Origin of the sequence: Janibacter limosus NBRC 16128 (assembly GCF_001570985.1) — a bacterium.
Taxonomy (GTDB): Bacteria; Actinomycetota; Actinomycetes; order Actinomycetales; family Dermatophilaceae; genus Janibacter; species Janibacter limosus.
The window spans coordinates 154,246-178,060 of record NZ_BCSS01000001.1 but is presented as its reverse complement, the minus strand read 5'-3'; the positions used below and the strand labels follow the sequence as shown (position 1 = coordinate 178,060).

The following is a 23,815-nucleotide window of genomic DNA, read 5'->3' as shown; positions in this document are numbered from 1 at the left end:
TGAAGTGTTTGTGTTGCATTCATGGCCCCTTAGGGGGAGTGTTGCCCTGACAGGGGCACCAGGTCGAGAGAGGTTGTTGGACGTGGACGAGAGGTCGAGCAGGCCGGACCGTGGCCGAGGTGCGTCCGGTGGGCGCCCCGAGCGCAGTGGCGGTGGACGCCCCAGTGGCGGTGGTCGACCAGGAGGCCCGTCGCGTGGCGGTGGTCGCGATGACCGCGGAGGACGTGGCGGCTGGGATCGCCGCGATGACCGCCGTGACGATCGTGGGGGTCGCGGCGATGGATCCCGTTCGGGCCCTCGGCCCGAGCGTGGTGGTGCCAACCGAGAGGACGACGACAACCGCGGTGGCTCTCGTCTCGTGCCCAAGGAAGGGCGAAAGCCGGAACCCGCGATCGCCCCCGAGGTGACGGGAGCGGAGATCGACCGCAGCGTGCGCCAGCAGTTGCGCACCCTGAGCAAGGAAAATGCCGAGGGAGTGGCCCAGCACCTGGTCATGGTTGCGGCACTGCTCGAGGCCGAGGACCTCGATGGGGCGTTGGCCCACGCTGAGACTGCCGTCCGCCGAGCAGGCCGGGTGCCGGCGGCGCGTGAAGCCCTGGGGTTCGTCGCCTATCGCATGGGTGACTTTGCGCGTGCGCTGACCGAGTTCCGCACCGTGCGTCGTCTCAGCGGGTCCTCGCACCTGCTGCCCCTCATGGTTGACTGCGAGCGTGGCCTGGGTCGTCCGGCCCGCGCGCTGGAGCTCTTGGGGTCGCCGGAGGCGCGTCACCTCGGGCAGGAGGAGCAGGTCGAGCTGCTCATCGTGGGTTCGGGGATCCGTCGAGACATGGGTCAGCCGCAGGCGGCGGTGCTCGCTCTCCAGGGCCAGGTGGACAAGGTCGCCACGAAGCCGTGGGCTGCGCGTGTCTGGTACGCCTATGCCGATGCCCTCCTCGATGTCGGCCGGAGCGATGACGCACGTGCGTGGTTCGCCAAGGCAGCCGTTGCAGATCAGGACGGTGAGACCGATGCGATCGAGCGGGTCGACGAGCTCGACGGCATCCGTCTGGAAGAGGTCGACCTGCCGCAGGATCCCGGAAGCCACGACGGGGCAGGCTCCCAGGAGTCGTGACGGCGGGGGGCCTGGCGGGACGCTTTGCCGGACTAGTTTGTGACCTGGACGGTGTCGTCTATGCGGGAGATCGTGCGATCGCGCATGCACCGGAGACGCTCAGCGCCCTGAACGTCCCCGTGGTCTTCGCAACGAACAACGCATCGCGGACGCCTCATGACGTCGGTGAGCACCTGCGTCGCCTCGGGGTCGACACCACCGATGATGCGGTGCTCACCTCCTCGCAGGCCGCAGCGAGGGTGCTCGCTCGTGACCTCCCTTCGGGTAGTCCGGTCCTGGCCATCGGAGGTCCGGGTGTGGGGGAGGCGCTGCGTGCGGCCGGACTCCGGCCGGTGGACTCTGACGGCGAGCTCGCCGTGGCGGTCGTGCAGGGCTTCGGCCATGCCGTGACTGCCGCGGACCTCGCTGAAGCGGCTCATGCCATCCGCGCCGGAGCGCGGTGGGTGGCCACGAACGACGATGCCACCGTGCCGACGGAGCGCGGCCCGGCGCCGGGTAATGGTTCGCTGGTCGCGGCTGTCCGCATGGCGGTCGATGTCGACGCGGAGGTCATCGGCAAGCCGCATCCGCCGATGTACCAGATGGCTGCCGAGGTGCTGGGCATCGCACCGTCGCGGATGATCGCGGTGGGGGACCGTCTCGAGACGGACATCCGCGGCGCCGTCGTGACGGGGATGTCCGGCGCGCTCGTCCTGACGGGGGTCCATGGACCCGCTGACGCTGCAGCTGCGCCTCGAGAGCTTCGTCCTGACTTCATCGTGACCGACCTGCGCGGCCTGCTCGAGGAGTACCCGGCGGCGGTGCGTGACGGGGACTGGTACACACGCGGCACAGCGCGAGCGCGCCTGACAGCCGATGGGTTGGTCGTCGAGGGCGATGACATCAATGCAGTCCGGGCGTCGCTCGACGCGCTGTGGGCGGCGGTCGACGCCGGCCACCTCCGCGGGGATGAGGCGGGGGAGCTCCTGACCAGCGGGTAGCGTGGTCTGCAGCCAACTTGAGGAGTGACGTGGACCCTGTACGCGGACTGATCCATCTGGGCCTGAAGATGACCGAGACGACCCTGGACCGGGCCCTCGACGTCGTCCGACTGGCAGACACGCTGCTGGTCGCGACTGCGGTCCCGCCGATGCACGAGCGCGACGCCGATGCGTCTGCATGGCCGGACGAGGAGCAGGCAGACCTGGACGCTCTGAGCGCCACCCTGCGGGCGCGCCGGTCCGAGCCCGCCACGACGAGCGAGGCGCAGGTGAGCACCACGCGCACGACGCCGCGAAAGAAGACCACTCCTCGCAACACCAGCACGAAGAAGGCGGCGCCTGCACGCAAGGCACCAGCGAAGCCGGCTTCGGCCAAGAAGAGGACCGCCACGAAGGCGACCACGTCACCGGCCAAGAAGACGGCGAAGAAGACGACAAGGAAGGCGGCCACGACGCCCGCCAAGACGGCCAAGAAGGCAGTGAAGAAGACCGCCACGTCGGCCCCGGCGCCGACTCTGAGCGTGCTGCCCGATGCCTGAGGTGCCGCTCCCGTCCGCTCCGAGGCCCGGACCTCCACCGACTGCGACGGCCGTGCCGACTGCGCCCGAGAACTCTGTCACCGCACAGTCCGCGCCCGGGGGCGCGCACGGCACCACCCCGCAGACCGGCGACCTCGTCGTCGACGCCGTGCTGGATGACCTGGCGGGCGTGGACACGGCAGATCTCGATGCGGTGCTGGCCGCCGGGGACGCGGTGCACACCACGCTCACCTCGCGCTTGTCCGACCTCGGGTCCTGACGCGGTGGCCGAGACGACGCGACTGGATGTCGCCCTCGTCCAGCGTGGCCTCGCGCGGAGCCGGACACGAGCACGAGAGCTCGTCGAGGCCGGAGAGGTCGCCGTCGGCGGTGTCGTGGCCACCAAGATCTCGCTGCGGGTGCGACCAGACGACGAGATCGAAGTGCGATCCGACCGGGACCACTGGGTCGGGCGTGCGGCCGGCAAGCTCGTCGGCGCACTGACTGACTTCGACATCCCCGTCGCCGGACGCCGATGCATCGACATCGGCGCGTGCACGGGCGGCTTCACCCAGGTGCTCCTCGAGCGCGACGCGGCGCATGTCATCGCGCTCGATGTCGGTCACGACCAGCTCGCTCCGGAGATTGCTGCGGACCCACGGGTGGTCGACCGCAGCGGGACGACGATCCGCGGACTGACGCCCGACGACATCGCGGGCGCGGTCGATCTCGCGGTGGGAGACCTGAGCTTCATCTCCCTTCGTCTCGTGCTGGCCGAGATCCACGGGCTGCTCACGGCGCAGGGAGACGCGGTGCTGCTCATCAAGCCGCAGTTCGAGGTCGGTCGGCACCGACTCGGACGTCGTGGCGTGGTGTCCGACCCTGCTGCACGTCGTGAGGCGATCGAGGACGTCCTCGCCGCAGCCGCTGAGGTCGGCTTCGGCGTGCACGGGTTGACCCGCAGCCCCCTGCGCGGGGGAGAGGGCAACCACGAGTACCTCGTGCACCTGACCCGGCGCACTGGGGAGGGGCTGACGTGGCAGGCTCTACAGGTGATCGCGCACGAGCTGACGCAGGAGGAGGAGCGATGACTTCGACCCCGCGACGGGTGCTGCTGCTCGCGCACCCGGGCCGAGCCGAGGCGCTCGAGGTCGCCCTGGGCGTCGCTGACCGACTGGCCGAGGCCGGCATCGAGGTCCGTCTGCCCGCGGGCGAGCTCGCTGACACCATCCTGGCTCGCCACCCGGCGGTTGCCGTCCACGACGGCGAAGATCCTGCCCGTGACGTCGAGCTCGTCGTCGTCCTCGGCGGCGACGGGACGATCCTGCGCGGCGCCGAGATGGCGCGGAGCGCCAATGTCCCGGTGCTGGGCGTCAACCTCGGGCATGTCGGGTTCCTCGCCGAGGCCGAGCGTGAGGATGTCGACGCGACCGTCGACCACATCGTCGGGCGGGCCTATGACGTCGAGGAGCGGATGGCGCTCGATGTCGTCGCCACGCACCAAGGGCGCGAGATCTCCCGCAGCTGGGCGCTCAACGAGGTCACCGTCGAAAAGGCTTCGCGCGAGCGGATGCTCGTCCTGACCGTCGAGATCGATGGTCGCCCCCTGTCCACGTGGGGCTGCGACGGTGTCGTCATGGCCACCCCGACCGGGTCGACCGCCTACGCCTTCTCCGCTGGCGGGCCGGTCGTCTGGCCCGGGGTCGAGGCCATGCTGGTCGTCCCGATCAGCGCGCACGCGCTCTTTGCCCGGCCGCTCGTCGTCGCACCGACGTCGGACCTGGCTGTCGACCTCGTGCCCGGCACCGAGGGCCATGGTGTCCTCTGGTGTGACGGGCGCCGAGCGGTCGACCTGCCTCCCGGGGCCCGCATCGAGGTCAGCCGCTCCGCGCAGCCGGTCCGTCTCGCCCGACTGAGCAGCTCGCCCTTCACCGACCGGCTGGTCGCCAAGTTCGACCTGTCCGTCCACGGCTGGCGCGGCCGCAGCCGGGCCGGGAGCTGACATGCTGCGCGAGCTGCACATCCGCGACCTCGGCGTCATCGAGGACGCGACCCTCTCCCTGCACCCGGGGCTGACCGTCGTCACGGGTGAGACGGGCGCCGGCAAGACGATGGTCGTCACCGGCCTCGGGCTCGTCCTCGGTGGGCGAGCCGATGCGGCACTGGTGCGCACGGGCAGCGAGGAAGCCTTCGTCGAGGCCGAGCTGGAGCTGGCCGAGGATCACCTCGCCCGGCAGACGGCCGCCGACGCCGGTGGTGTCGCCGACGAGCCGGAGCTGCTCCTCAGCCGCACGGTCTCCGCCGCGGGACGCAGCCGCGCCCACGTGGGCGGTCGCCGGGCACCGATCGGGGTCCTCACCGAGCTGGGCGAGGGGCTCGTCGCCGTCCATGGGCAGGCTGACCAGTGGCGGTTGAAGCGCCCCGCCCAGCATCGCGCGCTGCTCGACGCCTTCGGTGGCGACGACGTGGGCTCGGCCGTGGTCGCGGTCGCAGCCGCCTTCCGCGAGTGGCAGCAGGCGAAGGGGGAGCTGACCCAGCTCGTCGAGAGCGAACGCACGCGCCTGCAGGAGATCGAGCTGCTCACCCACCAGCTCGAGCAGATCGACGCGGTCGACCCGGTGGCCGGTGAGGACGCCGAGCTGGCCGGTGAGGCCGAGCGGCTCGGCCACGCCGAGGAGCTGCGGACCGGCACCGACACAGCGCACCGACTGCTCTCCGACCAGGACAGCTTCGCCGGCGACGATGTCGTCGGTCGCATCGCCCGGGCGGGCGAGGAACTGGCCCGCCTGGTCGAGCATGATCCCCGGCTGGGCGACCTGCAGCGACGGCTGGCAGAGGTCGGTGTCCTCGCCTCGGAGCTGGCGGCCGACCTGTCCGCCTATGCCGCCGACATCGAGGTGGACCCGGCGCGGCTGTCGACGACGCAGTCCAGGATCGCCGCCGTCCGGGACCTCACCCGCCGGTACGGCGAGGACGTCGACGCCGTGCTGCGGCACCGCGACGAGGCACGGCAGCGGCTGCTCGGGCTGCAGGGGGCAGACGATCGGATCGAGGAGCTGACCCGCACGGTGAGCGAGTCGGCAGAGAGCCTGGTGGCTGCGGCAGGGGCGTTGACCCGGGCCCGCGTGGCCGCCGCGACCCGCCTGTCCAGCGCCGTCGAGGACGAGCTCGCCCATCTGGGCATGCCCAAGGCCCGGGTCGAGGTCGTCGTGGAGCCGCGCTCCGACGAGGGCGCCGTCGAGGTGATCACCGGATCCGGAGAGACGCTGCGAGTCACCGCGGACGGCGCCGACTCCGTCGAGGTGCGGGTCGCTGCCAACCGAGGTACTCCGCCACGATCGGTCGCCAAGGCGGCCTCGGGCGGTGAGCTCAGCCGGATCATGCTGGCCATCGAGGTCGCCACGGCTGGCACGACGGGCAGCCAGGTCCCCACCTTCGTCTTCGACGAGGTCGACGCCGGCGTCGGGGGCAGGGCCGCGCTCGACGTGGGCGCACGTCTGGCCGCGTTGGCCCGCACCAGCCAGGTCATCGTCGTGACGCACCTGGCGCAGGTGGCCGCACACGCGGACCGACACCTCGTGGTGCACAAGGCCCACGGTGACCAGGTCACCTCCAGCGGGGTGCGACAGGTCGACGGTGACGAGCGTCTCGCCGAGCTCTCCCGGATGATGGGTGGGGACGACACCAGCGTCGGTCTGCGGCATGCGGAGGAGCTGCTCCAGCAGTGTCGTCGCTGATTGTCCACGGCTTCGTGGGACGATGCACCGGATGGCCATTCGACTGACCCGTGACACGTCCCGTGAGCCGGCCCTGCCCGGTCTCAGCGGTCCCGTGAGGGTCGACCGACGGACCAAGGACCTGACCAAGCGTCTGCGGCAGGGCGACATCGCGGTCATCGATCACACCGACATCGACCGCGTGAGCGGTGAGGCGCTCGTCGCGCGCCGCCCTGCGGCCGTGGTCAACGCCGGCCGCTCCATCAGCGGCAGGTACCCCAATGTCGGTCCACAGATCCTCCTGGATGCCGACATCCCGCTCATCGATGTCGACGACGACACGCTCATGGACCGGCTCAAGGACGGTGTCCCGGCGAGCGTCGACGGGGATGTGCTGCACCTCGCCAACGGTGAGTCCTTCGTCGGCCAGAGGTGGGAGTTGGACGCGCTGAAGGAGACGATGGACTCTGCGCGGGCCGGTCTGAGCCAGCAGCTCGAGGCCTTCGCCGCCAACACCATGGAGTACATCAACCAGGAGCGCGACCTGCTCTTCGACGGTGTCGGCGTGCCCGAGATCGCGACGGACATGCTCGATCGGCACGTCCTCATCGTGGTGCGGGGGTACCACTACAAGGAGGACCTGGCCGCCCTTCGCCACTACATCCGTGAGTACAAGCCGATCCTCATCGGTGTCGACGGGGGTGCAGACGCACTCGTCGAGGCCGGGCACCGGCCGGACATCATCGTGGGCGACATGGACTCGGTGTCCGATGCTGTGCTGACCAGTGGGGCAGAGGTCGTCGTGCACGCCTACCGCGACGGTCGGGCGCCCGGGGTCGCCCGGGTCGAAGCGCTGGGGGGCACCCCGGTGGTCTTCCCGGCGATGGGCACCAGCGAGGACATCGCGATGCTCCTCGCCGACGACAAGGGGGCGATGCTCATCGTGGCGGTCGGCACCCACGCCACGCTCGTCGAGTTCCTGGACAAGGGGCGGGCGGGGATGTCGAGCACCTTCCTCACCCGACTGCGGGTCGGCAGCAAGCTCATCGACGCCAAGGGCGTCAGCCGTCTCTACCGCACCCGGATCTCGTCGTGGTCGCTCGTCGGCCTGGCCGTCGTCTGCCTGCTCTCCCTCTTTGTCGCCCTCTGGTCGACGCCGACCGGGCAAGCCACCCTCCAACTGCTCGGTGCCCGCTGGGATGACCTCTGGGCGCTCGTCGAAGGATTCGTCACGTGATCGACTTCAGGTACCACCTCGTCTCCCTCGCAGCGGTGCTCATCGCCCTGTCGATCGGGATCGTGCTCGGTGCGGGACCGCTCAACGACAACATCGGCAGCACGCTGTCGGGCGAGGTCAACAAGCTCCGGCAGGAAAAGGAGGCCCTGCGCGCCGAGGGCACCGACCAACGCCGCCAGATCGAGGGCCGTGACGCCTACGACGAGGAGACCCTGGCCGCGGTCGTCGGCGGTCGGCTCACGGACCGTCGCGTCACCGTGGTGTCACTGCCACAGGCCGACGGCGAGGACGTGACGTCGATCCGCGACACGCTCGAGCAGGCGGGTGCCACCGTGGGGGACACCGTCGAGGTGACCGACGAGTGGTCCCGTACCGGTGATGCAGCCACGAGCACCCGCAGCGGGGCCGGCGAGTCGGCGCTGCGGGAGCTCGGGGTGGACCCGGCCGTGCCCGACGGAGCGCAGCGCGTGGACCAGGCCCTCGCGATCATCCTCACCGGCCAGGGCGCACCGGAGGGCGGCAGCGTGTCCGCGTCGCAGCGCACCCAGGCCTGGACGGACCTGCGGGAGGCCGGGCTGATCGAGGGGCCGCAGGAGGCGCCGCCCAGCGCGGACCTGCTGGTCGTGGTCGGGGGACCGGTGCCCTCCGAGTCGTCCGGCCCGAGCGACAGCATCGACCGGGAGGCTGAGCGCACCGCAGGGTTCTGGGTGGCCCTGACGCACCTCCTGCAGACCCACTCGGAGGCCACGGTGCTCGCGGCAGCAGAGGCCGAGGCCGGGACGGGGGATGCCTCCCCACTCACGATGGCCCGGACCCGCGGAAGCCTTGCCGAGGGTGCCTCGACCGTCGACGTCCCCTCGATCCCGATGGGCAGAGCCGCCATCGTGCTCGCCCTCGTTCAACAACTCGACGGCGATGCCGGCCACTATGGCCTCGGGCAGAGCGCTGACGGCCCGGTTCCCGTCCTGAAGTGAGTGACGTGGCCAGGGCACTCACGATCACGCTGGCCACGGCGCGGGGACTCACCACCCTCGTCCGGGCCCTGCCGGACGGCCTGAGTCGTCCATGGGCCCGCACCAACCACGCCGGTCGCCCGGTCACGCTCCTCGAGGGACCCGTCGTGGTGGGCGCCGCCCTCGCAGGGGTGCTCGCCGGGCCAGCCCCTCGCAGCACCGCGGTGCTCGTGACCCTCGCGCCGGGCGTCCTCGGCGGCGTCGACGACCTCGCCGGGGACTCGACGACCAAGGGACTGCGTGGTCACCTGGGTGCGCTGCGCTCGGGCCGCATCACGACCGGTGCGCTCAAGGTCGGCGGGCTCGGTGCGGTGGCGATGGTCGCCGCGCTCATGGAGTCGGCATCGACGACGAAGGGGGAGGGGAGCCCCCCCTCGTGGCTCGTCGCTGGAGCTCCTCGCACCTCAGGACGGCGCCTTCGGCAGGCTGTGGTGGACTCCGTGCTCATCGCCGGGAGCGCCAACCTCATCAACCTCCTGGACCTGCGTCCCGGACGGGCGCTCAAGGTCACCACCGCGGTGGGGGCCGTGCTGCTCGTACCGGCCGGCTCCCGACCCGTCGCCGCGGCGCTCGTCGGTGCCGCCGGTGTCCTGCCGGAGGACCTGGCGGGGGAGTCGATGCTCGGCGACTGCGGGGCCAACGCCCTCGGGGCCCTCCTGGGTCTGGCCTTGGTGCGCGGTACGGACCCGCGCGGTCGCCTCGTCGCGGCCGGGGTCGTCACCGGACTGACCCTGGTCTCGGAGCGGGTGAGCTTCACCCGCGTCATCGAGTCCACTCCCGTGCTGCGTGAGATCGATGCATGGGGTCGGCCCCAGTGAGTCGCGTCGCCCGCGACGCGGGGACCGTCGCCGCGATCACCGTGGCCGCGCGCATCATCGGCTTCCTGCGCTGGATCGTCTTTGCGTGGGCCGTCGGCGCCCAAGGCGTCGGCACGGTCTACCAGAGCGTCAACACCGTGCCCAACATCGTGTACGAGATCGCAGCCGGGGGGATCCTCGCCGCGGTCGTCGTCCCGCTCGTGGCGAGCCGGATCGCCACCCGTGCCGCGGAGGGCCCCGACGAGGTCGCCTCAGCGCTGCTCACCCGAGCCCTGGCCGTGCTCGTGCCCCTGGCCTGCCTCGTCGCGCTCGCGGCCCCGCTCATCAGTCGGGCGCTGCTCGGTGACCTCGACGCCCAGGTCGACGGCGCCGTGGACCTCGGCACACGCCTCCTGATCCTCTTCAGCCCACAGGTGGTCCTCTACGGGGTCGGCATCGTCGTCTCCGGGGTGCTGCAGGCCCACCGCCGCTTCGTCGCCGCCGCGCTCGCGCCCCTGCTGTCCAGCCTCGTCGTCATCGCCACGTACATCATCTGGGCCCTCACCGTGCCTGCCGGCACCGCGCCTGAGCAGGTCGGCACCCGAGAGTGGCTGCTCCTCGGCGGCGGCACGACCCTGGGAGTCATCGCCATGTCGGTGCCGCTCCTCGTCGTGGCTGCGGCGGCGGGGATCCGCCTGCGTCCCCGCTGGCGCCTGTCACCGGAGATCGGGGCACGAGCCCGGTCGCTGGCCGGCGCCGGCGTCCTGGCGCTCCTCGCGCAGCAGGTGACGGTGCTCGTCACGCTCGCCGTGGCCAACCGCTCAGGCGGCGACGGCGCCCTCGTCGTGCAGAACTACGTCCAGGCCCTCTACCTCCTGCCCTACGCCGTGCTCGCCGTGCCGGTGGCCACGGCGGTCTTTCCCGTGCTCGCCGCCAGCGCCACCGGTGACGGCCGCGAGCAGGACGCGGCGGCATCGACCCTGGCCGCCTCCCTGCGAGCCGTCGTCGTCCTCTGTGCCGCGGCCGTCACGGGTCTCGTGGCCGCGGCCGGACCCATCGGTGCGGTCTTCGCCGAGATCGACCGGGGCGGCGAGGGCGCGCGTGCGCTGGAGGCCATGCCGGTCGCCCTCATCGCGATGGCCCCCGGGCTGGTCGCCTTCGGTGTGAGCGCCGTCGCTCTGCGAGCGCTCTACGCCCGCGGGCGTCCACTGCTGGCCGGGGCACACATGGCCGTCGGATGGTTGGTGGCGGCCGCCATCCCGCTCCTCGCGCTCGGGGACGAGGCGGGGGCGCGCCGCACGCTCGTCACCCTCGGTCTCGCGTCGACCGTCGGCATGACGATCGGCGCACTCGGTCTGCTGATGCGGGTCCGGGCCGACTGGGGACGCGGAGCCCTGTCCGGAGTGCCAGGCGTCGGGCTCCTCGCTGCCGCCGGGGTGGCTCTGGGGCTTGCGGTCCATGCTCTCGGGCGCGGCCACTGGCCGGAGTCGGCGGTGCCTGCGACCGCGGTCGGTGCCCTCGTCGCGCTCGTGCTCGCCGTGCTCGTGCTGTTCGTCGGACTGCGCCTCGATCCCGCGCTGCGCGGCCGGGTCCCCGGACTGCGACGCTCCGCGGGAGCGAGATGATGAGGTCATGAGGATCCTGCTCTGCCTGGCCAGTGCGGCTGGCGGTATCGGCACCCATGTGGCCGACCTCGCTGCATCGCTGTCACGAGCGGGCCACGAGGTGCAGGTGGCGACCGACCCCGACACGCGGGCGCGCTTCGGCCTGCCGGGGGAGGCCCCGCTCACCGTTGGGGCGGTCAAGGACCTGGCCCGGGGTGCTGATGTCGTCCACGCGCATGGCTTCCGGGCCGGGCTCGTCGCCGCCACGGTGGTGGGCGGGCCCGCCCTCGTCATCAGCCTGCACAACCCCATCCGTGGCCGGGGAGCCTCTCCGCGACGCCTCGCCGGGGAGGTGGCTGCACGCGCGGTCATCCGCCGTGCGGACCTCGTCACGGGAGCCAGCAGCGACCTCGTCGACGATGCACGGGCCCTCGGGGCACGTCGGGCCGAGCTGGCGCCGGTGCCCTCGCCCCGGGTGCCCGGCCTGCTCGCCACGGACCGGGTCGCGTGGCGGCGTGCCCAGCGGACCGACGTGCTGACAGCGCACGGCCTCGAACCTGCCCAACCCGTCGTGCTCACGATCGCCCGGGTCGCTCCGCAGAAGGGCATCGATGTCCTCGCCGCGGCTGCCGAGCAGGCCCGCGGCCAGTGGGTCCTCGTGGGGCCGGGGCAGGACCACCTGTCGCAGCGGGGAGCGCTGCACCTCGTCGGGGAGAGCCGCGACGTGCGGCCGTGGCTCCTTGCGGCGGACGTCCTCGTCGTCCCCAGCGAGTGGGAGGCCAGAGCACTCGTGGTCCAGGAGGCGATGGCTGCCGGTACCCCGGTCGTCGCCCGACGCGTCGGAGGACTGCCCGACCTCGTGGACGGCGTGGGGCTGCTCGTCGACGGTCCCCAGGCGGAGGCAGCGGGGCCGATCGCCCGCGCTGTGGCGGCGACGCTCGAGCATCCGCGACGTGCGGCAGAGGCCGCAGAGCGGGCCCGGGAGCGGGCTCGGGGCTGGGACGGACTCGACGAGAACGCCACTCGATGGACCCTGCGGTACTCAGCCGTGCAAACGTGACGTAGATTGGAATCCCGTGGTGGCACTGACGAAACACATCTTCGTGACCGGAGGAGTTGTCTCCTCTCTCGGCAAGGGACTGACGGCTTCGAGCCTCGGGCACCTGCTTCGAGCGCGTGGCCTCTCGGTCACGATGCAGAAGCTGGATCCCTACCTCAACGTGGATCCGGGGACGATGAACCCCTTCCAGCACGGTGAGGTCTTCGTCACGGAGGACGGAGCGGAGACCGACCTCGACATCGGTCACTACGAGCGCTTCCTCGACACCAACCACAACGGCTCTGCCAATGTGACGACCGGCCAGGTCTACAGCCGGGTCATCGCTCGCGAGCGCAAGGGCGAGTACCTCGGCGACACCGTCCAGGTCATCCCGCACATCACCAACGAGATCACCTCGCGGATGCGGGCGCCCGCCGCCGGAAGCCCCGGGATCCAGGACGCGGACGCGCCGGACATCATCATCACCGAGATCGGTGGCACCGTCGGTGACATCGAGTCGCTGCCCTTCCTCGAGGCCGCGCGTCAGGTGCGCCACGAGCTCGGCCGTGACAACTGCTTCTTCCTCCACGTCTCGCTCGTGCCCTACATCGCGCCGAGTGGCGAGATGAAGACCAAGCCGACCCAGCACTCCGTCGCCGCGCTGCGCCAGGTGGGCATCCAGCCCGATGCCCTCGTGCTGCGCGCGGACCGTGAGATCAGCGATGACATCAAGCGCAAGATCTCGATGTCCTGCGATGTCGAGCAGGACGGCGTCGCCGCCTGTGTCGACGCCCCGAGCATCTACGACATCCCCAAGGTGCTGCACCGCGAGCACCTCGACACCTTTGTCATCCGCCGTCTCGGTCTGAACTTCACCGATGTCGACTGGGGCAGCTGGGACACCCTGCTGCGGCGGGTCCACCAGCCTCGTCACGAGGTCGAGGTCGCGCTCGTCGGCAAGTACATCGACCTGCCCGACGCCTACCTGTCGGTCACCGAGGCCTTGCGCGCCGGTGGCTTCCACAACGATGCCAAGGTCCGCATCCGGTGGGTCCCGTCCGACGACTGCGAGACCGATGCGGGCGCGACCAAGGCGCTCGGCGGGGTCGACGCGGTGCTCGTCCCCGGAGGCTTCGGGGTCCGCGGCATCGAGGGCAAGCTCGGCGCCCTGCGCTGGGCTCGTGAGCGCCAGGTGCCGACCCTGGGCATCTGTCTGGGCCTGCAGTGCATGGTCATCGAGTACGCCCGCAATGTCGCCGGCATCGAGGGTGCGAGCTCCACGGAGTTCGACCCGGCGTCATCGGCCCCGGTCATCGCGACCATGGAGGAGCAGAAGTCCTTCGTCGACGGCGCCGGCGACCTCGGCGGCACGATGCGCCTGGGGTCCTACCCCGCTGATCTGCGAGAGGGTTCCGTCACCGCAGAGGCGTACGGCAGCATCAAGGTCACCGAGCGTCACCGTCACCGCTACGAGGTCAACAACACCTACCGGGACCAGCTGGAGCAGGCCGGGCTCGTCGTGAGCGGCACCCACCCCCAGCTCGGTCTCGTCGAGTTCGTGGAGCTGCCCCGCGAGGTTCACCCGTTCTACGTGTCCACGCAGGCCCACCCCGAGTTCAAGTCCCGCCCCGACAAGGCCCACCCGCTCTTCGCCGGGCTCATCGGTGCGGCCGTGCAGGCGCAGAAGGACTCGCGACTGGTCGAGGTCGAGCCGACCGAGGCTGAGCCGACGCCGGCCGAGGCCGACTCGACGCCCTGACGGGCGTCGAGGGGGTCACTGGTAGGAGACGAACCAGGGGACCGGCGCGACATCCCGGACCGTCGCCTCAGGTGTGAGCGTCGGGGTGTCCTCGTCGATGAAGTTCTTCCAGCCGAGTCGCATCTCCTCGGGCAGGTCCTGACGGATCGCGGCCCAGGTCTCCTGCTTCATCTCGGGGGTGCCGTGGCCGTCGACGTGCACCACGACGGCCAGCTCCGGAAGGTCGGTGCGGATCCGGTCACGATCGCGCAGCATCTGCAGCTGGAACTGGTGGAGGGTGAAGACCTTTTGCGGCAGTCCGTGGTCGCGGGTCAGCTGCGCCAACCAGGTGGCGACCTCGTTGACCTCGTCGGCCTCGACGTGCCCGATGCGCTGCAGCGGCCTCTCGTCCGGCCCGATGCGCCACTCGGGATCGAGCGCGAGACCCACGTGGGGCTCGGTGAGCAGGCTCGTGTAGCGCTTGGCCTGTGAGAGGAAGTCGGATCGTCCGGGCTGGAGGTCGAGGACGACGTAGACGCCCGCCTTGCCGGCCGCGTCGACCCAGGCACGCAAGGTCTCCGGGTCCGACTCGCTGGAGTAGTCACCATCTGATCCGGCGCCGGAGTCGGCGACCGTCGCGATGATCTCGAAGGCGGGCACCACGCTCTCCTCGACGAGGTCGTCGTACTCCCGCGCGAGGTCTGCGGCACGCTCGATCGCGGCGTCGACGTCCTGCTCACCCAGCAGTCCGAGCCCGGGAACCCCGGGATGCCCGTACAGGGCGATCATCCGTCTCCCGGGGAAGGGCAGGACTCCGCCGCCCGGCAGCTCCGACGCCGTCGTCGCCATCAGCGCAGCGCCAGCCAATGACGCGCTCGGCAGGGCGGGGGAGTCGCCGACGACCACGAGGTGTCGTGGCGGGTCAGCGCGCACGGCCGTGACGACCTGGTCCGCACGCGGGTCGTCTGCTCGCAGGACGTCGACCGCGTCGCCCGCACCCAGGGCCGAGCGCACGGTCGCGACAGCTGCAGCATGGGCGGCCGGGTCGGAGGTCGCCACGATGACAGGGTGCGGCGCGACGGTGGACGCCGGGAGGTCATCCACCTCGTCACGGTCGGTGACCGCCTCGCTCCACCCCGGCTCCTCGCTGCCCGGGCCCCGACGGATCAGACGCTCGCACCCGAGTCGGTCGAGCTCCTGGGCCAACCCGTCGCCGTCGACGAGGCAGGGCACGCCTGCCTGTGTCGCGAGGGCACCCGCTGCATCGAGCTCGTCGCCCTCGAGGGTCGGCGTCACGACGACGGCGGCAGGGGCCGAGACGAAGAGCTCGCGAGAGACAGCGAGCGCGCTGGCCGCAGGGTCGCCGGCCGCGATGACCGGCCCGGTCGGCGGGGCGACCCGGACGCCACCGGGGCCGCTGCTCCCGGTCTGGGTCGTCAGCCAGGTTGCGCCTGCCGCCACACCGAGGACGGCCGCACCTCCGACGAGGACGGCACGACGTCCGGGCGTGCCACCAGCAACTCCTGAAACCCCTGCACGTGCCATGCTGCCGACCATAGGTCTCCCTCGGCCCCCCGCCCGTCAGGACCATGCCCACGCCGTCGGCGTGTTCGACCGTACGATCGTCAGCATGACCTCAGGACCCGATGTGCTGCGCGACGAGCTCGTGACCCCCTCTGTGACCTCGAGCGATGTCGTCTTCGACGGCGCGGTCTGGGACGTGCGGCGCGACACCTTCGACCTCGAGGGGCAGACCCTCGTCCGGGAGGTCGTCGACCACCCGGGCGCTGTCGCCGTCCTCGCGCTGGACGAGCACGAAGATGCACTGCTCATCCGGCAGTACCGCCACCCTGTCGCCGCCCACGAGTGGGAGATCCCGGCAGGCCTGCTCGACATCGAGGGCGAGGACCCGCTCCTGGCCGCGCAGCGGGAGCTCCTCGAGGAGGCGGATGTCACGGCGGACCACTGGGCCGTGCTCGTGGACTACTTCACGTCGCCGGGCGGCATGGACGAGGCGATCCGGGTCTACCTGGCCCGTGGACTGCGACCCGTGCCCGATGCGGAGCGCCACGAGCGCGACGGGGAGGAGGCGCACATCGTGCAGCGGCGAGTGTCCCTCGACGATGTGGCTGCCGGTGTCCTGGCCGGAGACCTGCACAACTCGACCCTGATCATCGCCGCTCTGGCAGCCAGGTCCGCGCGAGCAGGGGAGTGGTCCTCCCTGCGTCCCGCGGACAGCCCGTGGCCGGCGCACCCCGGGCGCCGGACCTCGTCGTGAGTCGCCCGCTGCCGAGCGCAACTCACGGTGCCACAACCCGTTCGCGGGAGAGGGCCCGCTCTTCGTAGGATGGGGGCGTCCGCGCGACCCGCCGGGCGCTGTCGAAGGACAAGGAAGATCACCCCGTGCTCCGCACCCACGAAGCCGGCACCCTGCGTGCCGAGCACTCCGGCCAGACCGTCACCCTCACCGGCTGGGTGGGACGCCGACGTGATCACGGCGGCGTGGCCTTCCTCGACCTGCGCGATGCCTCCGGTGTGGCCCAGGTCGTCGCGCGTGACGAGGTCCTGACCGGCGCGGCGCACGACCTGCGCAACGAGTACGTCGTCAAGGTCATCGGTGAGGTCACCCCGCGCGACCCCAAGGACATCAACCCCGAGCTGCCGACCGGTGAGATCGACGTCGTCGCCACCACCATCGAGGTGTTGAGCACGGCCGACCCGCTGCCCTTCCAGATCGACGAGCGTGTCAGCGTCGGCGAGGAGGCGCGACTGAAGCACCGCTACCTCGACCTGCGCCGCCCGGGCGCCACCAGCGCCGGCGCCGGCCTGCGCCTGCGCAGCAAGGTCAACGCCGCCGCCCGCTCCGTGCTCGCGGACCGCGACTTCGTCGAGATCGAGACGCCGACCCTCACGCGCTCCACGCCCGAGGGCGCGCGTGACTTCCTCGTGCCCGCGCGACTGGCGCCGGGTGAGTGGTACGCCCTGCCGCAGAGCCCGCAGCTCTTCAAGCAGCTGCTCATGGTCGCCGGCATGGAGCGCTACTACCAGATCGCGCGCTGCTACCGCGACGAGGACTTCCGCGCCGACCGTCAGCCGGAGTTCACCCAGCTCGACATCGAGATGTCCTTCGTCGAGCAGGACGATGTCATCGAGCTCGGCGAGGCGATCGCCAAGGCCGTCTGGGGCACCATCGGTGTCGAGCTGGAGGCTCCCTTCCAGCGGATGACCTATGCGGAGGCGATGGAGCGCTTCGGCTCCGACAAGCCGGACCTGCGCTTCGGCGTCGAGCTCGTCGACTGCACGCAGTACTTCGCCGACACCCCCTTCCGTGTCTTCAAGAACGACTACGTCGGTGCCGTCGTCATGCCCGGTGGTGCCAGCCAGCCGCGCCGCCAGTTCGACGCCTGGCAGGAGTGGGCCAAGCAGCGCGGCGCCAAGGGCCTGGCCTATGTCACGGTCGGCGAGGACGGCGAGCTCGGCGGCCCCGTCGCCAAGAACATCTCCGACGAGGAGAAGGCCGACCTGGCCGCGCACGTCGGTGCCCAGCCGGGTGACTGCATCTTCTTCGCCGCGGACAAGCCCAAGGCCGCCCGTGCCCTGCTCGGCGCCGCCCGTCAGGAGATCGCCAAGCGGTGCGAGCTCATCGACGAGAGTGCCTGGTCCTTCCTCTGGGTCGTCGACGCCCCGCTCTTCGAGCCGGCTGGTGACGCCGTCGCCGCAGGCGACGTGGCCGTCGGTGGCGGTGCGTGGACCGCGGTCCACCACGCCTTCACCAGCCCCAAGCCCGAGTTCCTCGACAGCTTCGACACCGACCCCGGGCCGGCACTGGCCTACGCCTACGACCTCGTCTGCAATGGCAACGAGATCGGCGGAGGGTCGATCCGTATCCACCGCAAGGACGTGCAGGAGCGGGTCTTCGCGGTGATGGGTCTGGACGAGCAGTCCGCGCAGGAGAAGTTCGGCTTCCTCCTCGAGGCCTTCAAGTTCGGCGCTCCGCCGCACGGCGGCATCGCCTTCGGTTGGGACCGCATCTGCATGCTGCTCCTCGGGGCTGACTCGATCCGCGATGTCATCGCCTTCCCCAAGTCCGGCGGCGGGTACGACGCCCTGACCGACGCGCCCGCCCCGATCACCCCGGAGCAGCGCAAGGAGGCCGGCATCGACTCGAAGCCGCGCCGGGACGAGGACGCGGAGCAGGCGGGATCCTGACCCGATGAGCACGCCGGTCGAGACGCTGCTGTGGGACTGCGACGGGGTCCTGCAGCACGGACGCTTCGACTGGCGTGCTCGCCTCGACGGTGCCGTCCGGCCGGGCTTCGCTCGCCGGGTTTTCGAGGCCGAGCTGCCGGCACTGCGGGGGGAGAGACCTCTGCGGGACGTGCTCGAGGAGCTGCTCCACGTGGAGGGAGAGGGCGGCGGCCACGTGCCGGTCACCGTCGAGGACCTGCTCGACATCTGGGAGCAGTTCGACCTCGACCCGGAGGCGGTGGCCGTGCTCACCGCGGTGCGCGAGCTCGGCGTGCCCTGCATGCTGGCGACCAACCAGCAGGACCACCGGGTGCAGCACATGCGTGAGGTGCGCGGCTACGACGACTTGGTCGACGGCTCGTACTACTCCAGCGAGATCGGTGCCATGAAGCCCGATCCGGCGTTCTTCGAGCACATCCTCGAGGACCTGGACCTGCCGCCCGAGCAGGTCGGCTTCGTCGATGATCTCCAGAGCAATGTCACTGCGGCGCAGTCCGTGGGGATCCGGGCGGTTCGCCACGACCCGGAGTCCGGTGCGATGGGTCTGGTCAAGGTCCTGACACCACTCGTGCCGCAGCTGGCGCGCCTGCGCGGCGCCTGAGAGCCGACGCAGGGGGCGGGAGGGGACAGCCTCGTGCCTAGTCCCCGTCCACGTGCGCGTCCAACCGGTCGAAGAAGGCTGCCTGGGCGGCCACGACGAGCTCGCGAGCCGCGTCGAGGTCGTGCCACTGCGCCCGGTCCAGCTCGGGGAAGGACTGTCGCCGACCGGATCGGGGTGGCCACTCCATCTCGAAGCTGCCGCCGCACACGAGACGCACGCTCTCCGGATCGGCCACCCGCACCGCCCAGACGTGCACGACCTTGCCTGCGGACTGACGGATCTCTCCCAGAGGGACCCGTGGTCCGAGCGGCGGCGGCACGCCCGTCTCCTCGGCGAACTCCCGCTCGGCAGCGGCGAGGAGCTCCTCGCCGGGCTCGACCTCACCCTTGATCACCGTCCAGCCGCGTGGGCGGCGGCTCCACAGCGGCCCTCCCATGTGACCGAGGAAGACCCGGATGTCCCCGCTCTCGAGGACGAAGGGGAGCAGCCCCGCGCTCGTGCGGGCCATCGCCTCAGGCCTCGGTGAGGATCGCGCGGACGCGACGCAGGTCGTCGGTGATCGCCTCTGCAGGACGACGCCGGGTGACGGGGTGCTGGGTGAGGTCCGCGAGTGCCTCGCGGGCCTGACCCATCAGCTCGCTCTGGCCGCGCACTCGCGGGTTCCACGTCGCGCCGAGGACGAGATAGCCGATGGATGCGAGCAGCTCCTCCATGTGCCGGTAGGGACCCACGGCCTCCGGCGCATCGGCGAGGGCACGACGGGCCACCTGGTCGGAGGCGAGGAGCTCGACGTACAGCTGTCGGCAGTGCTCGAGGTGAGCAGCCATCCCCTCGTCGGTGCGGGTACGACGCTCGGCGAGGTCGGTCAGGACGTCGTCGAGGGCGAGGACGACCCGGCGCGCATGGGCCCGCAGCAGCAGCTCGGGCCGGCCCAGCCGGCTGGAGACGACGAGCACGAGCACCGCCGCGCCGACGCCGATGACGGTGTCGATGCCGCGGTCCAGCAGGATCATCGTCGTGTCCATGCCGGTCACCGCCTCGGAGATGACGAGGGCCAGAGGCGTGAGGAAGACGACGGCGAGCGCGTAGTTGCGGGTGATGAGCATCTCGACGACGAACTGCAGCCCGATGACCACCGCGACGGTCCACCAGTGGGAGAGGTCGAGGCGCAGCAGCAGGGTGAAGGCGAGCAGGCCCAGAGCGGTGCCGACGGTCCGCTGGAAGGCTCGGTGCAGCTGCGAGCTGCGGGTGCCCCCGACGTGGACGATGAGGACCGCGAAGGCCGCCGCCCAGTACGCATGCGCGTTGTCGAGCAGCAGGGCCACGGATCCGGCGATGATCGCGGCGGCCGCGACCCGGACGCCGACGAGCAGGTCCTCGCTCGGCCAGCGCAGGGCCTGGCGCAGAGACCAGCCGGGGCGCGGGCGGCCCAAGGAGACCTGACGCACCCGGGCGGCTTCGTGCAGTGCCAGCTCAGCGGTGATGTCCTCGTCCGGACCGCCGATGGCGCGCGAGACGGCGCTGGCGTAGCGGCTGTGGACCCGCTGGAGACGACCGTCGAAGCGGTCCGAGCCGCCATCGGTGACCGCGGTCCACGCGGTGTTGAGTGCCTGCGCGGCTGCGCGCCGGGCGGCGGGCACCGCGCCCCTGGTCTCGGAGAGGTACTGCTCGACGACGACCTCGGCGTGCCCGACGGCAGCGTCCTCGATGCCGTGCCCGCCGAACCAGACGTCGGAGGTGCCGACGAGCACTGCCGACAGGACGCCGACGGCGGCGAAGCCGAGGATCGTCATCGGGTCGGCGCCGTGGCTGGCTGCGATGTTGGCGATACCCGTGACGAGGGCGAAGAAGAAGGCGCCCGGAGGTCCGACCTGCAGGGCATAGGAGAGCACGGCCGCGATCGTCGCGGCCAGGGCCATGCCGAGCACCGCGAGCAGGGGGTGACCCGCGAGCAGGATGCCGAGCGTCATCGAGGCCAGCAGCCCGAGTCCGGCGAGCGGAGTGACGACGAAGCGTCGCCGCACGGGGGCCGCCGCGCCGTAGAGCACGGCGAAGACCCCCATGCCGGCCAGGAACCCCTGCTGACCGTGGCCGGCCAGCGTGAACCCCACGAGGGGCAGGGCGACGGCCGCGGCAGCGCGCAGGGCGATCCAGCGTCGGTCGGGGCCGGGGTTCCACCGGACCAACGGACGCAGGTACTCCTCGACGCGACCGACCATCAGCCCAATCTCCCCAATCTCCCGCTGCTCCACTCGGCATGGACGACATATCCCACTGAACGGTAGACCTCGCGGGCCCGGTCGTTGTGGGAGTAGATGCCCAAGGTGCACCAGCCGTGGTCGGCGACGGCCTGCCGGGTCAGCTCGGCGGTGACGCCGCGGCCCAGCGCCAGACCACGCGCCCGCGGCACCACCGTGATGCCGGACAGGACGGGAGCGCCCGAGGTCTCGAGCTCGCAGCACCCGACCGCCAGGAGCGCACCGGAGCTGTCGCGGACGCCGACCCAGCGCTGACCGGGCCGGCCGAAGGGGTGACCGTCGGTCCCGGGGTTGTGCTCGTCGAGGAGTGCCTGGAGCTCGGCCTGCCGGGTCTGGTCGAGCTCGACCAGACCCTCCGGGGCAGCCACCGCAGGCACCTCGGTCGTGGACATGAACTCCCAGCGCCCCTGGACCTGTGGCAGGAGCCCAGCCAGATCCTCGACGGAGCGGGGCAGCGTGACGCGGTCGGCTCCCTTCGCCCGCGCGCGCTCCGCCCACGGGCCGAAGGGGGAGGACCCCACGAGCTCGTGGAGGAGGGCATCCTCGCCCCGAAACATGAGCGAGATGCCGTGGATGAGCGTCGGGCGCAGGAAGGCGAGCGCTCGGCTGTCGCCGCGTCGCAGCCCGATGGCCGGCTGGTCCGTGGTGGGGGAGGCCTCGGCCCGCACCACCGGGTCGGCGTCGCTCCAGTCGAGCAGCCGGTCCATGGGGACGTGCTCGATGCTCATTCGGTGATCCCGAAGCGGGTGTGCAGGCGCTTCATCCATCTGGGGGCCCACCAGTTCCACTCGCCGAGGACCGACATGGTCGCCGGGACGAGCAGCATCCGCACGAGGGTCGCGTCGATCGCGATGGCCAGGACGAGCGCGACACCCGTCTCCTTGACCGCGAGCACCTTGGCCAGGACGAAGCCGGAGAAGACGATGATCATCAGCAGCGCCGCGCTCGTGATGATCTTGCCGGAGCGCTGCAGCCCCAGGCGCACCGCGTCATTGGTCGAGTGACCCCGCTCGTGCAGCTCGACGATCCGTGAGAGCAGGAAGACCTCGTAGTCCATCGACAGGCCGAAACCGAAGGCGAGCACGAGGACGGGGATGGACACCTCGACGGCGCCGACGGAGGAGTACCCGAGCAGGCCCTCGAGGTGGCCGTCCTGGAAGACCCAGACGAGGACCCCGAGCGAGGCGCCGAGGGACACGACATTCATCAGCAGTGCCTTGATCGGGACGACGACCGACCCGGTCATGAGGAAGAGCAGGGTGAAGGTGGCGAGGATGACGGTGCCGATGGCCAGCGGCGCGTTGTCGGCGATGGATCCAGTGAAGTCCGCAAGGTCCGCCGCCTGACCACCGACCTTGGCGTCGAAGGGGGGCCCCTGCGACCGCAGCTGCGTCACGAGGTCTCTGGTCTCGTTGCCGAGCGGACCGTCGGAGGTCCGCAGGTCGACGCTGCGGACGCTCTCGCCGTCGAGCGTGCCGACGGTGGTGACCTCGGCGGACTCGACGCCGGGAAGCGTCGTGGCCTCCGTGGTCCAGGCACGCACCTCCGTCGCGTCCGCGGTGGTGACGACCCGGACGTCCGGGGCGGCGAGCAGGGGATAGTCGTCGGCCAGGTCCTCGAAGAACTGGCGTTGCTCGCTGCTGGTCGGCAGCAGCTCCACCCCTGACGAGGTGACGTGCATCCGGGTGGCCGGCAGCGCCATGACCACGAGGGCCGCGAGGACGAGGGCCATGACGACCCAGGGGGCCTTCTGGACCGTCGCGGCGAGCGTGGCGAAGACGCCGGTGTCCGGGGTGCGCTCGGTCCTGCCCCGCAGGAGGCGCCGGGCGGAGAGCGCGCACAGCGCCGGGATCACGGTGGTGGCGACCACGAGGCACAGGATGACGACGGACACCCCGGCAGCGCCAGCGGCACGCATGAAGACGGACGGGAAGAAGAGCAGGCCCGACAGCGCGATGGCGACCGTCACGGCGGAGAAGACGACGGTGCGCCCGGCCCGGTCGACGGTGCGGCCCGTGGCCTCGATGACGAGCTCACGCGAGTCCTCGCCCAGCGGCGCCCCGTCGAGCAGGTCACGCATCTCCTCCCGGAACCGGGAGACGACGAGCAGTCCGTAGTCGATGCACAGACCCAGCCCGAGCACGCTGACGATGTTGACGACGGTCGCGTCGAGGTCGAGCACGTGGGAGAAACCCCAGAGCGACGCGAGCGCGCCGCCGATGGAGGCGATGGCACCGATGATGGGGATCCCTGCGGCGAGGAATCCTCCAAAGACGAGGACCATGACGGCGAAGGAGATCGGCAGCGCGAGACCCTCACCGACCTTCATGTCGCCCGCCACCTGACCGACGACCTCGTCGATGAGCCGCTTGAGGCTGCCGCGCTGGCTGTCGGTCGCCTGGGATGCCGTGACGATCTGGGTGAACTGGACGTCCACGTCGCGGCGCACCTGCTGCAGCTCCTCCTCGCCCAGGCCGTGCTCGTACTCGACGACGGTGAGGAACCCGTAGCGGCGATCCCCGGGCTGGTCGAGGACGAGGGGGGCCCCCTTGGGGTCCTTGACGCCGTCCTTGAGCACGAGCGGGTTGACGACGCTCTCGACGCCGTCCATCTCGTGGATCCGCTCGACGGCCTCGGCCACGCCCTTGCGGACGAAGGGGTCCGTGGCGGGTGATCCCGAGACCATCAGGGTGTCGGAGTCGAGGTCCCCGCCACCGGCGTCGCTGATGAGCTCGCGGGCGTCCTGCGCCTCGCCGGGGGTGGTCATGTCGCCGCTGTGCAGCTGGTCGAAGAGCCCGGTGCCGGTGACCCCGCCGAGGGCGAGCGTGAAGAAGGCGACGACGAGGGCGATCCAGGTGGCGACGACGGCCTTGGGGTGGCGCCCCGTGCAGGTGCCGAGACGGTGCAGCAGCGACGTCCTGGAAGCGGGTTGTCTGCTCACCGGGATAGCGTGCC

Annotated in this window: 21 protein-coding genes; 16 read left to right on the top strand and 5 right to left on the bottom strand. The window is 71.2% G+C overall.

From position 1 onward, the window contains the following. Positions 1-403: 403 nt before the first annotated feature. Genes JLI01S_RS00790 through pyrG form a run of 13 tightly spaced genes read left to right on the top strand, consistent with a single transcriptional unit; the run spans position 404 to position 13,774 of the window. Positions 404-1,111 (top strand): tetratricopeptide repeat protein, encoded by a 708-nt coding sequence (locus JLI01S_RS00790; RefSeq protein ID WP_068258574.1) that lies wholly within the window; start codon positions 404-406, stop codon positions 1,109-1,111. Further along, the gene (locus tag JLI01S_RS00785) at positions 1,108-2,091 is read left to right on the top strand and encodes an HAD-IIA family hydrolase (RefSeq protein ID WP_068258572.1); all 984 of its coding nucleotides are present in this window, start codon (positions 1,108-1,110) and stop codon (positions 2,089-2,091) included. The genes JLI01S_RS00790 and JLI01S_RS00785 overlap by 4 nt, the downstream gene beginning before the upstream one ends. Before the next feature lie 29 nt (positions 2,092-2,120). Further along, positions 2,121-2,630, top strand: a complete 510-nt coding sequence (locus JLI01S_RS00780) for a hypothetical protein (RefSeq protein WP_068258571.1) — start codon at positions 2,121-2,123, stop codon at positions 2,628-2,630. Between the two features lie 52 nt (positions 2,631-2,682). Beyond that, positions 2,683-2,889 carry a hypothetical protein gene (locus JLI01S_RS00775; protein WP_068258567.1) on the top strand — a complete coding sequence of 69 codons (207 nt, stop codon included), beginning with the start codon at positions 2,683-2,685 and terminating at the stop codon, positions 2,887-2,889. A 4-nt stretch (positions 2,890-2,893) separates the two neighbouring features. Further along, positions 2,894-3,700: a TlyA family RNA methyltransferase gene (locus JLI01S_RS00770; protein ID WP_068258566.1), complete on the top strand. Its 807-nt coding sequence runs from the start codon at positions 2,894-2,896 to the stop codon at positions 3,698-3,700. Continuing rightward, the gene (locus JLI01S_RS00765; RefSeq protein WP_068258565.1) at positions 3,697-4,611 is read left to right on the top strand and encodes an NAD kinase; all 915 of its coding nucleotides are present in this window, start codon (positions 3,697-3,699) and stop codon (positions 4,609-4,611) included. Before JLI01S_RS00770 ends, JLI01S_RS00765 begins: the two co-directional genes overlap by 4 nt. A gap of 1 nt (position 4,612) precedes the next feature. Next, a complete protein-coding gene (gene recN, locus JLI01S_RS00760; RefSeq protein WP_068258564.1) occupies positions 4,613-6,346 on the top strand; it encodes a DNA repair protein RecN in 1,734 nt (577 codons plus the stop codon). Between the two features lie 31 nt (positions 6,347-6,377). Beyond that, positions 6,378-7,562 (top strand): putative cytokinetic ring protein SteA, encoded by a 1,185-nt coding sequence (gene steA / locus JLI01S_RS00755; protein WP_068258562.1) that lies wholly within the window; start codon positions 6,378-6,380, stop codon positions 7,560-7,562. Next, entirely contained in the window at positions 7,559-8,536 is a 978-nt protein-coding gene (locus tag JLI01S_RS00750; RefSeq protein WP_068258560.1) for a copper transporter, read from the top strand. Before steA ends, JLI01S_RS00750 begins: the two co-directional genes overlap by 4 nt. A 5-nt stretch (positions 8,537-8,541) precedes the next feature. Beyond that, the gene (locus tag JLI01S_RS00745; RefSeq protein ID WP_084349079.1) at positions 8,542-9,393 is read left to right on the top strand and encodes a hypothetical protein; all 852 of its coding nucleotides are present in this window, start codon (positions 8,542-8,544) and stop codon (positions 9,391-9,393) included. Next, positions 9,390-10,997: a murein biosynthesis integral membrane protein MurJ gene (gene murJ / locus JLI01S_RS00740; RefSeq protein ID WP_169797264.1), complete on the top strand. Its 1,608-nt coding sequence runs from the start codon at positions 9,390-9,392 to the stop codon at positions 10,995-10,997. Before JLI01S_RS00745 ends, murJ begins: the two co-directional genes overlap by 4 nt. A 7-nt stretch (positions 10,998-11,004) precedes the next feature. After that, a complete protein-coding gene (locus tag JLI01S_RS00735) occupies positions 11,005-12,036 on the top strand; it encodes a glycosyltransferase family 4 protein (protein WP_068258548.1) in 1,032 nt (343 codons plus the stop codon). A 16-nt stretch (positions 12,037-12,052) separates the two neighbouring features. Then, positions 12,053-13,774 carry a CTP synthase gene (gene pyrG, locus JLI01S_RS00730; RefSeq protein ID WP_068258547.1) on the top strand — a complete coding sequence of 574 codons (1,722 nt, stop codon included), beginning with the start codon at positions 12,053-12,055 and terminating at the stop codon, positions 13,772-13,774. Positions 13,775-13,789: 15 nt separating this feature from the next. Here the strand turns inward: pyrG and JLI01S_RS00725 are convergent, their stop codons facing one another. Beyond that, positions 13,790-15,298, bottom strand: coding sequence for a hypothetical protein (locus JLI01S_RS00725; RefSeq protein WP_084349085.1), 1,509 nt, complete (start codon positions 15,296-15,298; stop codon positions 13,790-13,792). 85 nt (positions 15,299-15,383) lie between these two features. Here JLI01S_RS00725 and JLI01S_RS00720 point away from each other — a divergent pair, with 85 nt between their 5' ends. From JLI01S_RS00720 to JLI01S_RS00710, 3 genes are all read left to right on the top strand, one after another. Further along, on the top strand, positions 15,384-16,031 hold the full coding sequence (locus JLI01S_RS00720) for an NUDIX domain-containing protein (RefSeq protein WP_068258605.1): 648 nt from the start codon (positions 15,384-15,386) through the stop codon (positions 16,029-16,031). Between the two features lie 125 nt (positions 16,032-16,156). Continuing rightward, a complete protein-coding gene (aspS, locus tag JLI01S_RS00715) occupies positions 16,157-17,962 on the top strand; it encodes an aspartate--tRNA ligase (RefSeq protein ID WP_068258545.1) in 1,806 nt (601 codons plus the stop codon). 4 nt (positions 17,963-17,966) lie between these two features. Then, positions 17,967-18,602: an HAD family hydrolase gene (locus tag JLI01S_RS00710; RefSeq protein WP_068258544.1), complete on the top strand. Its 636-nt coding sequence runs from the start codon at positions 17,967-17,969 to the stop codon at positions 18,600-18,602. 37 nt (positions 18,603-18,639) lie between these two features. Here the strand turns inward: JLI01S_RS00710 and JLI01S_RS00705 are convergent, their stop codons facing one another. The 4 genes from JLI01S_RS00705 to JLI01S_RS00690 are packed head-to-tail and all read right to left on the bottom strand — an operon-like array spanning position 18,640 to position 23,801. Further along, complete coding sequence (locus JLI01S_RS00705; RefSeq protein ID WP_068258541.1) at positions 18,640-19,110, bottom strand: NUDIX domain-containing protein; 471 nt, start codon at positions 19,108-19,110, stop codon at positions 18,640-18,642. A gap of 4 nt (positions 19,111-19,114) precedes the next feature. Then, entirely contained in the window at positions 19,115-20,821 is a 1,707-nt protein-coding gene (locus JLI01S_RS00700; RefSeq protein WP_068258539.1) for an FUSC family protein, read from the bottom strand. Further along, positions 20,821-21,588, bottom strand: coding sequence for a GNAT family N-acetyltransferase (locus JLI01S_RS00695; protein ID WP_068258537.1), 768 nt, complete (start codon positions 21,586-21,588; stop codon positions 20,821-20,823). The genes JLI01S_RS00700 and JLI01S_RS00695 overlap by 1 nt, the downstream gene beginning before the upstream one ends. After that, complete coding sequence (locus tag JLI01S_RS00690) at positions 21,585-23,801, bottom strand: MMPL family transporter (RefSeq protein ID WP_084349078.1); 2,217 nt, start codon at positions 23,799-23,801, stop codon at positions 21,585-21,587. The genes JLI01S_RS00695 and JLI01S_RS00690 overlap by 4 nt, the downstream gene beginning before the upstream one ends. Between the last annotated feature and the right edge of the window lie 14 nt (positions 23,802-23,815).

Bases quoted from the DNA above. Each gene is read 5' to 3' on its own strand.
- JLI01S_RS00705 (WP_068258541.1), bottom strand. From the start codon at position 19,110: ATGGCCCGCACGAGCGCGGGGCTGCTCCCCTTCGTCCTCGAGAGCGGG.
- recN (WP_068258564.1), top strand. From the start codon at position 4,613: ATGCTGCGCGAGCTGCACATCCGCGACCTCGGCGTCATCGAGGACGCG.
- JLI01S_RS00720 (WP_068258605.1), top strand. From the start codon at position 15,384: ATGACCTCAGGACCCGATGTGCTGCGCGACGAGCTCGTGACCCCCTCT.
- JLI01S_RS00765 (WP_068258565.1), top strand. From the start codon at position 3,697: ATGACTTCGACCCCGCGACGGGTGCTGCTGCTCGCGCACCCGGGCCGA.
- JLI01S_RS00695 (WP_068258537.1), bottom strand. From the start codon at position 21,588: ATGAGCATCGAGCACGTCCCCATGGACCGGCTGCTCGACTGGAGCGAC.
- JLI01S_RS00700 (WP_068258539.1), bottom strand. From the start codon at position 20,821: ATGGTCGGTCGCGTCGAGGAGTACCTGCGTCCGTTGGTCCGGTGGAAC.
- JLI01S_RS00710 (WP_068258544.1), top strand. From the start codon at position 17,967: ATGAGCACGCCGGTCGAGACGCTGCTGTGGGACTGCGACGGGGTCCTG.
- JLI01S_RS00735 (WP_068258548.1), top strand. From the start codon at position 11,005: ATGAGGATCCTGCTCTGCCTGGCCAGTGCGGCTGGCGGTATCGGCACC.
- steA (WP_068258562.1), top strand. From the start codon at position 6,378: ATGGCCATTCGACTGACCCGTGACACGTCCCGTGAGCCGGCCCTGCCC.
- JLI01S_RS00725 (WP_084349085.1), bottom strand. From the start codon at position 15,298: ATGGCACGTGCAGGGGTTTCAGGAGTTGCTGGTGGCACGCCCGGACGT.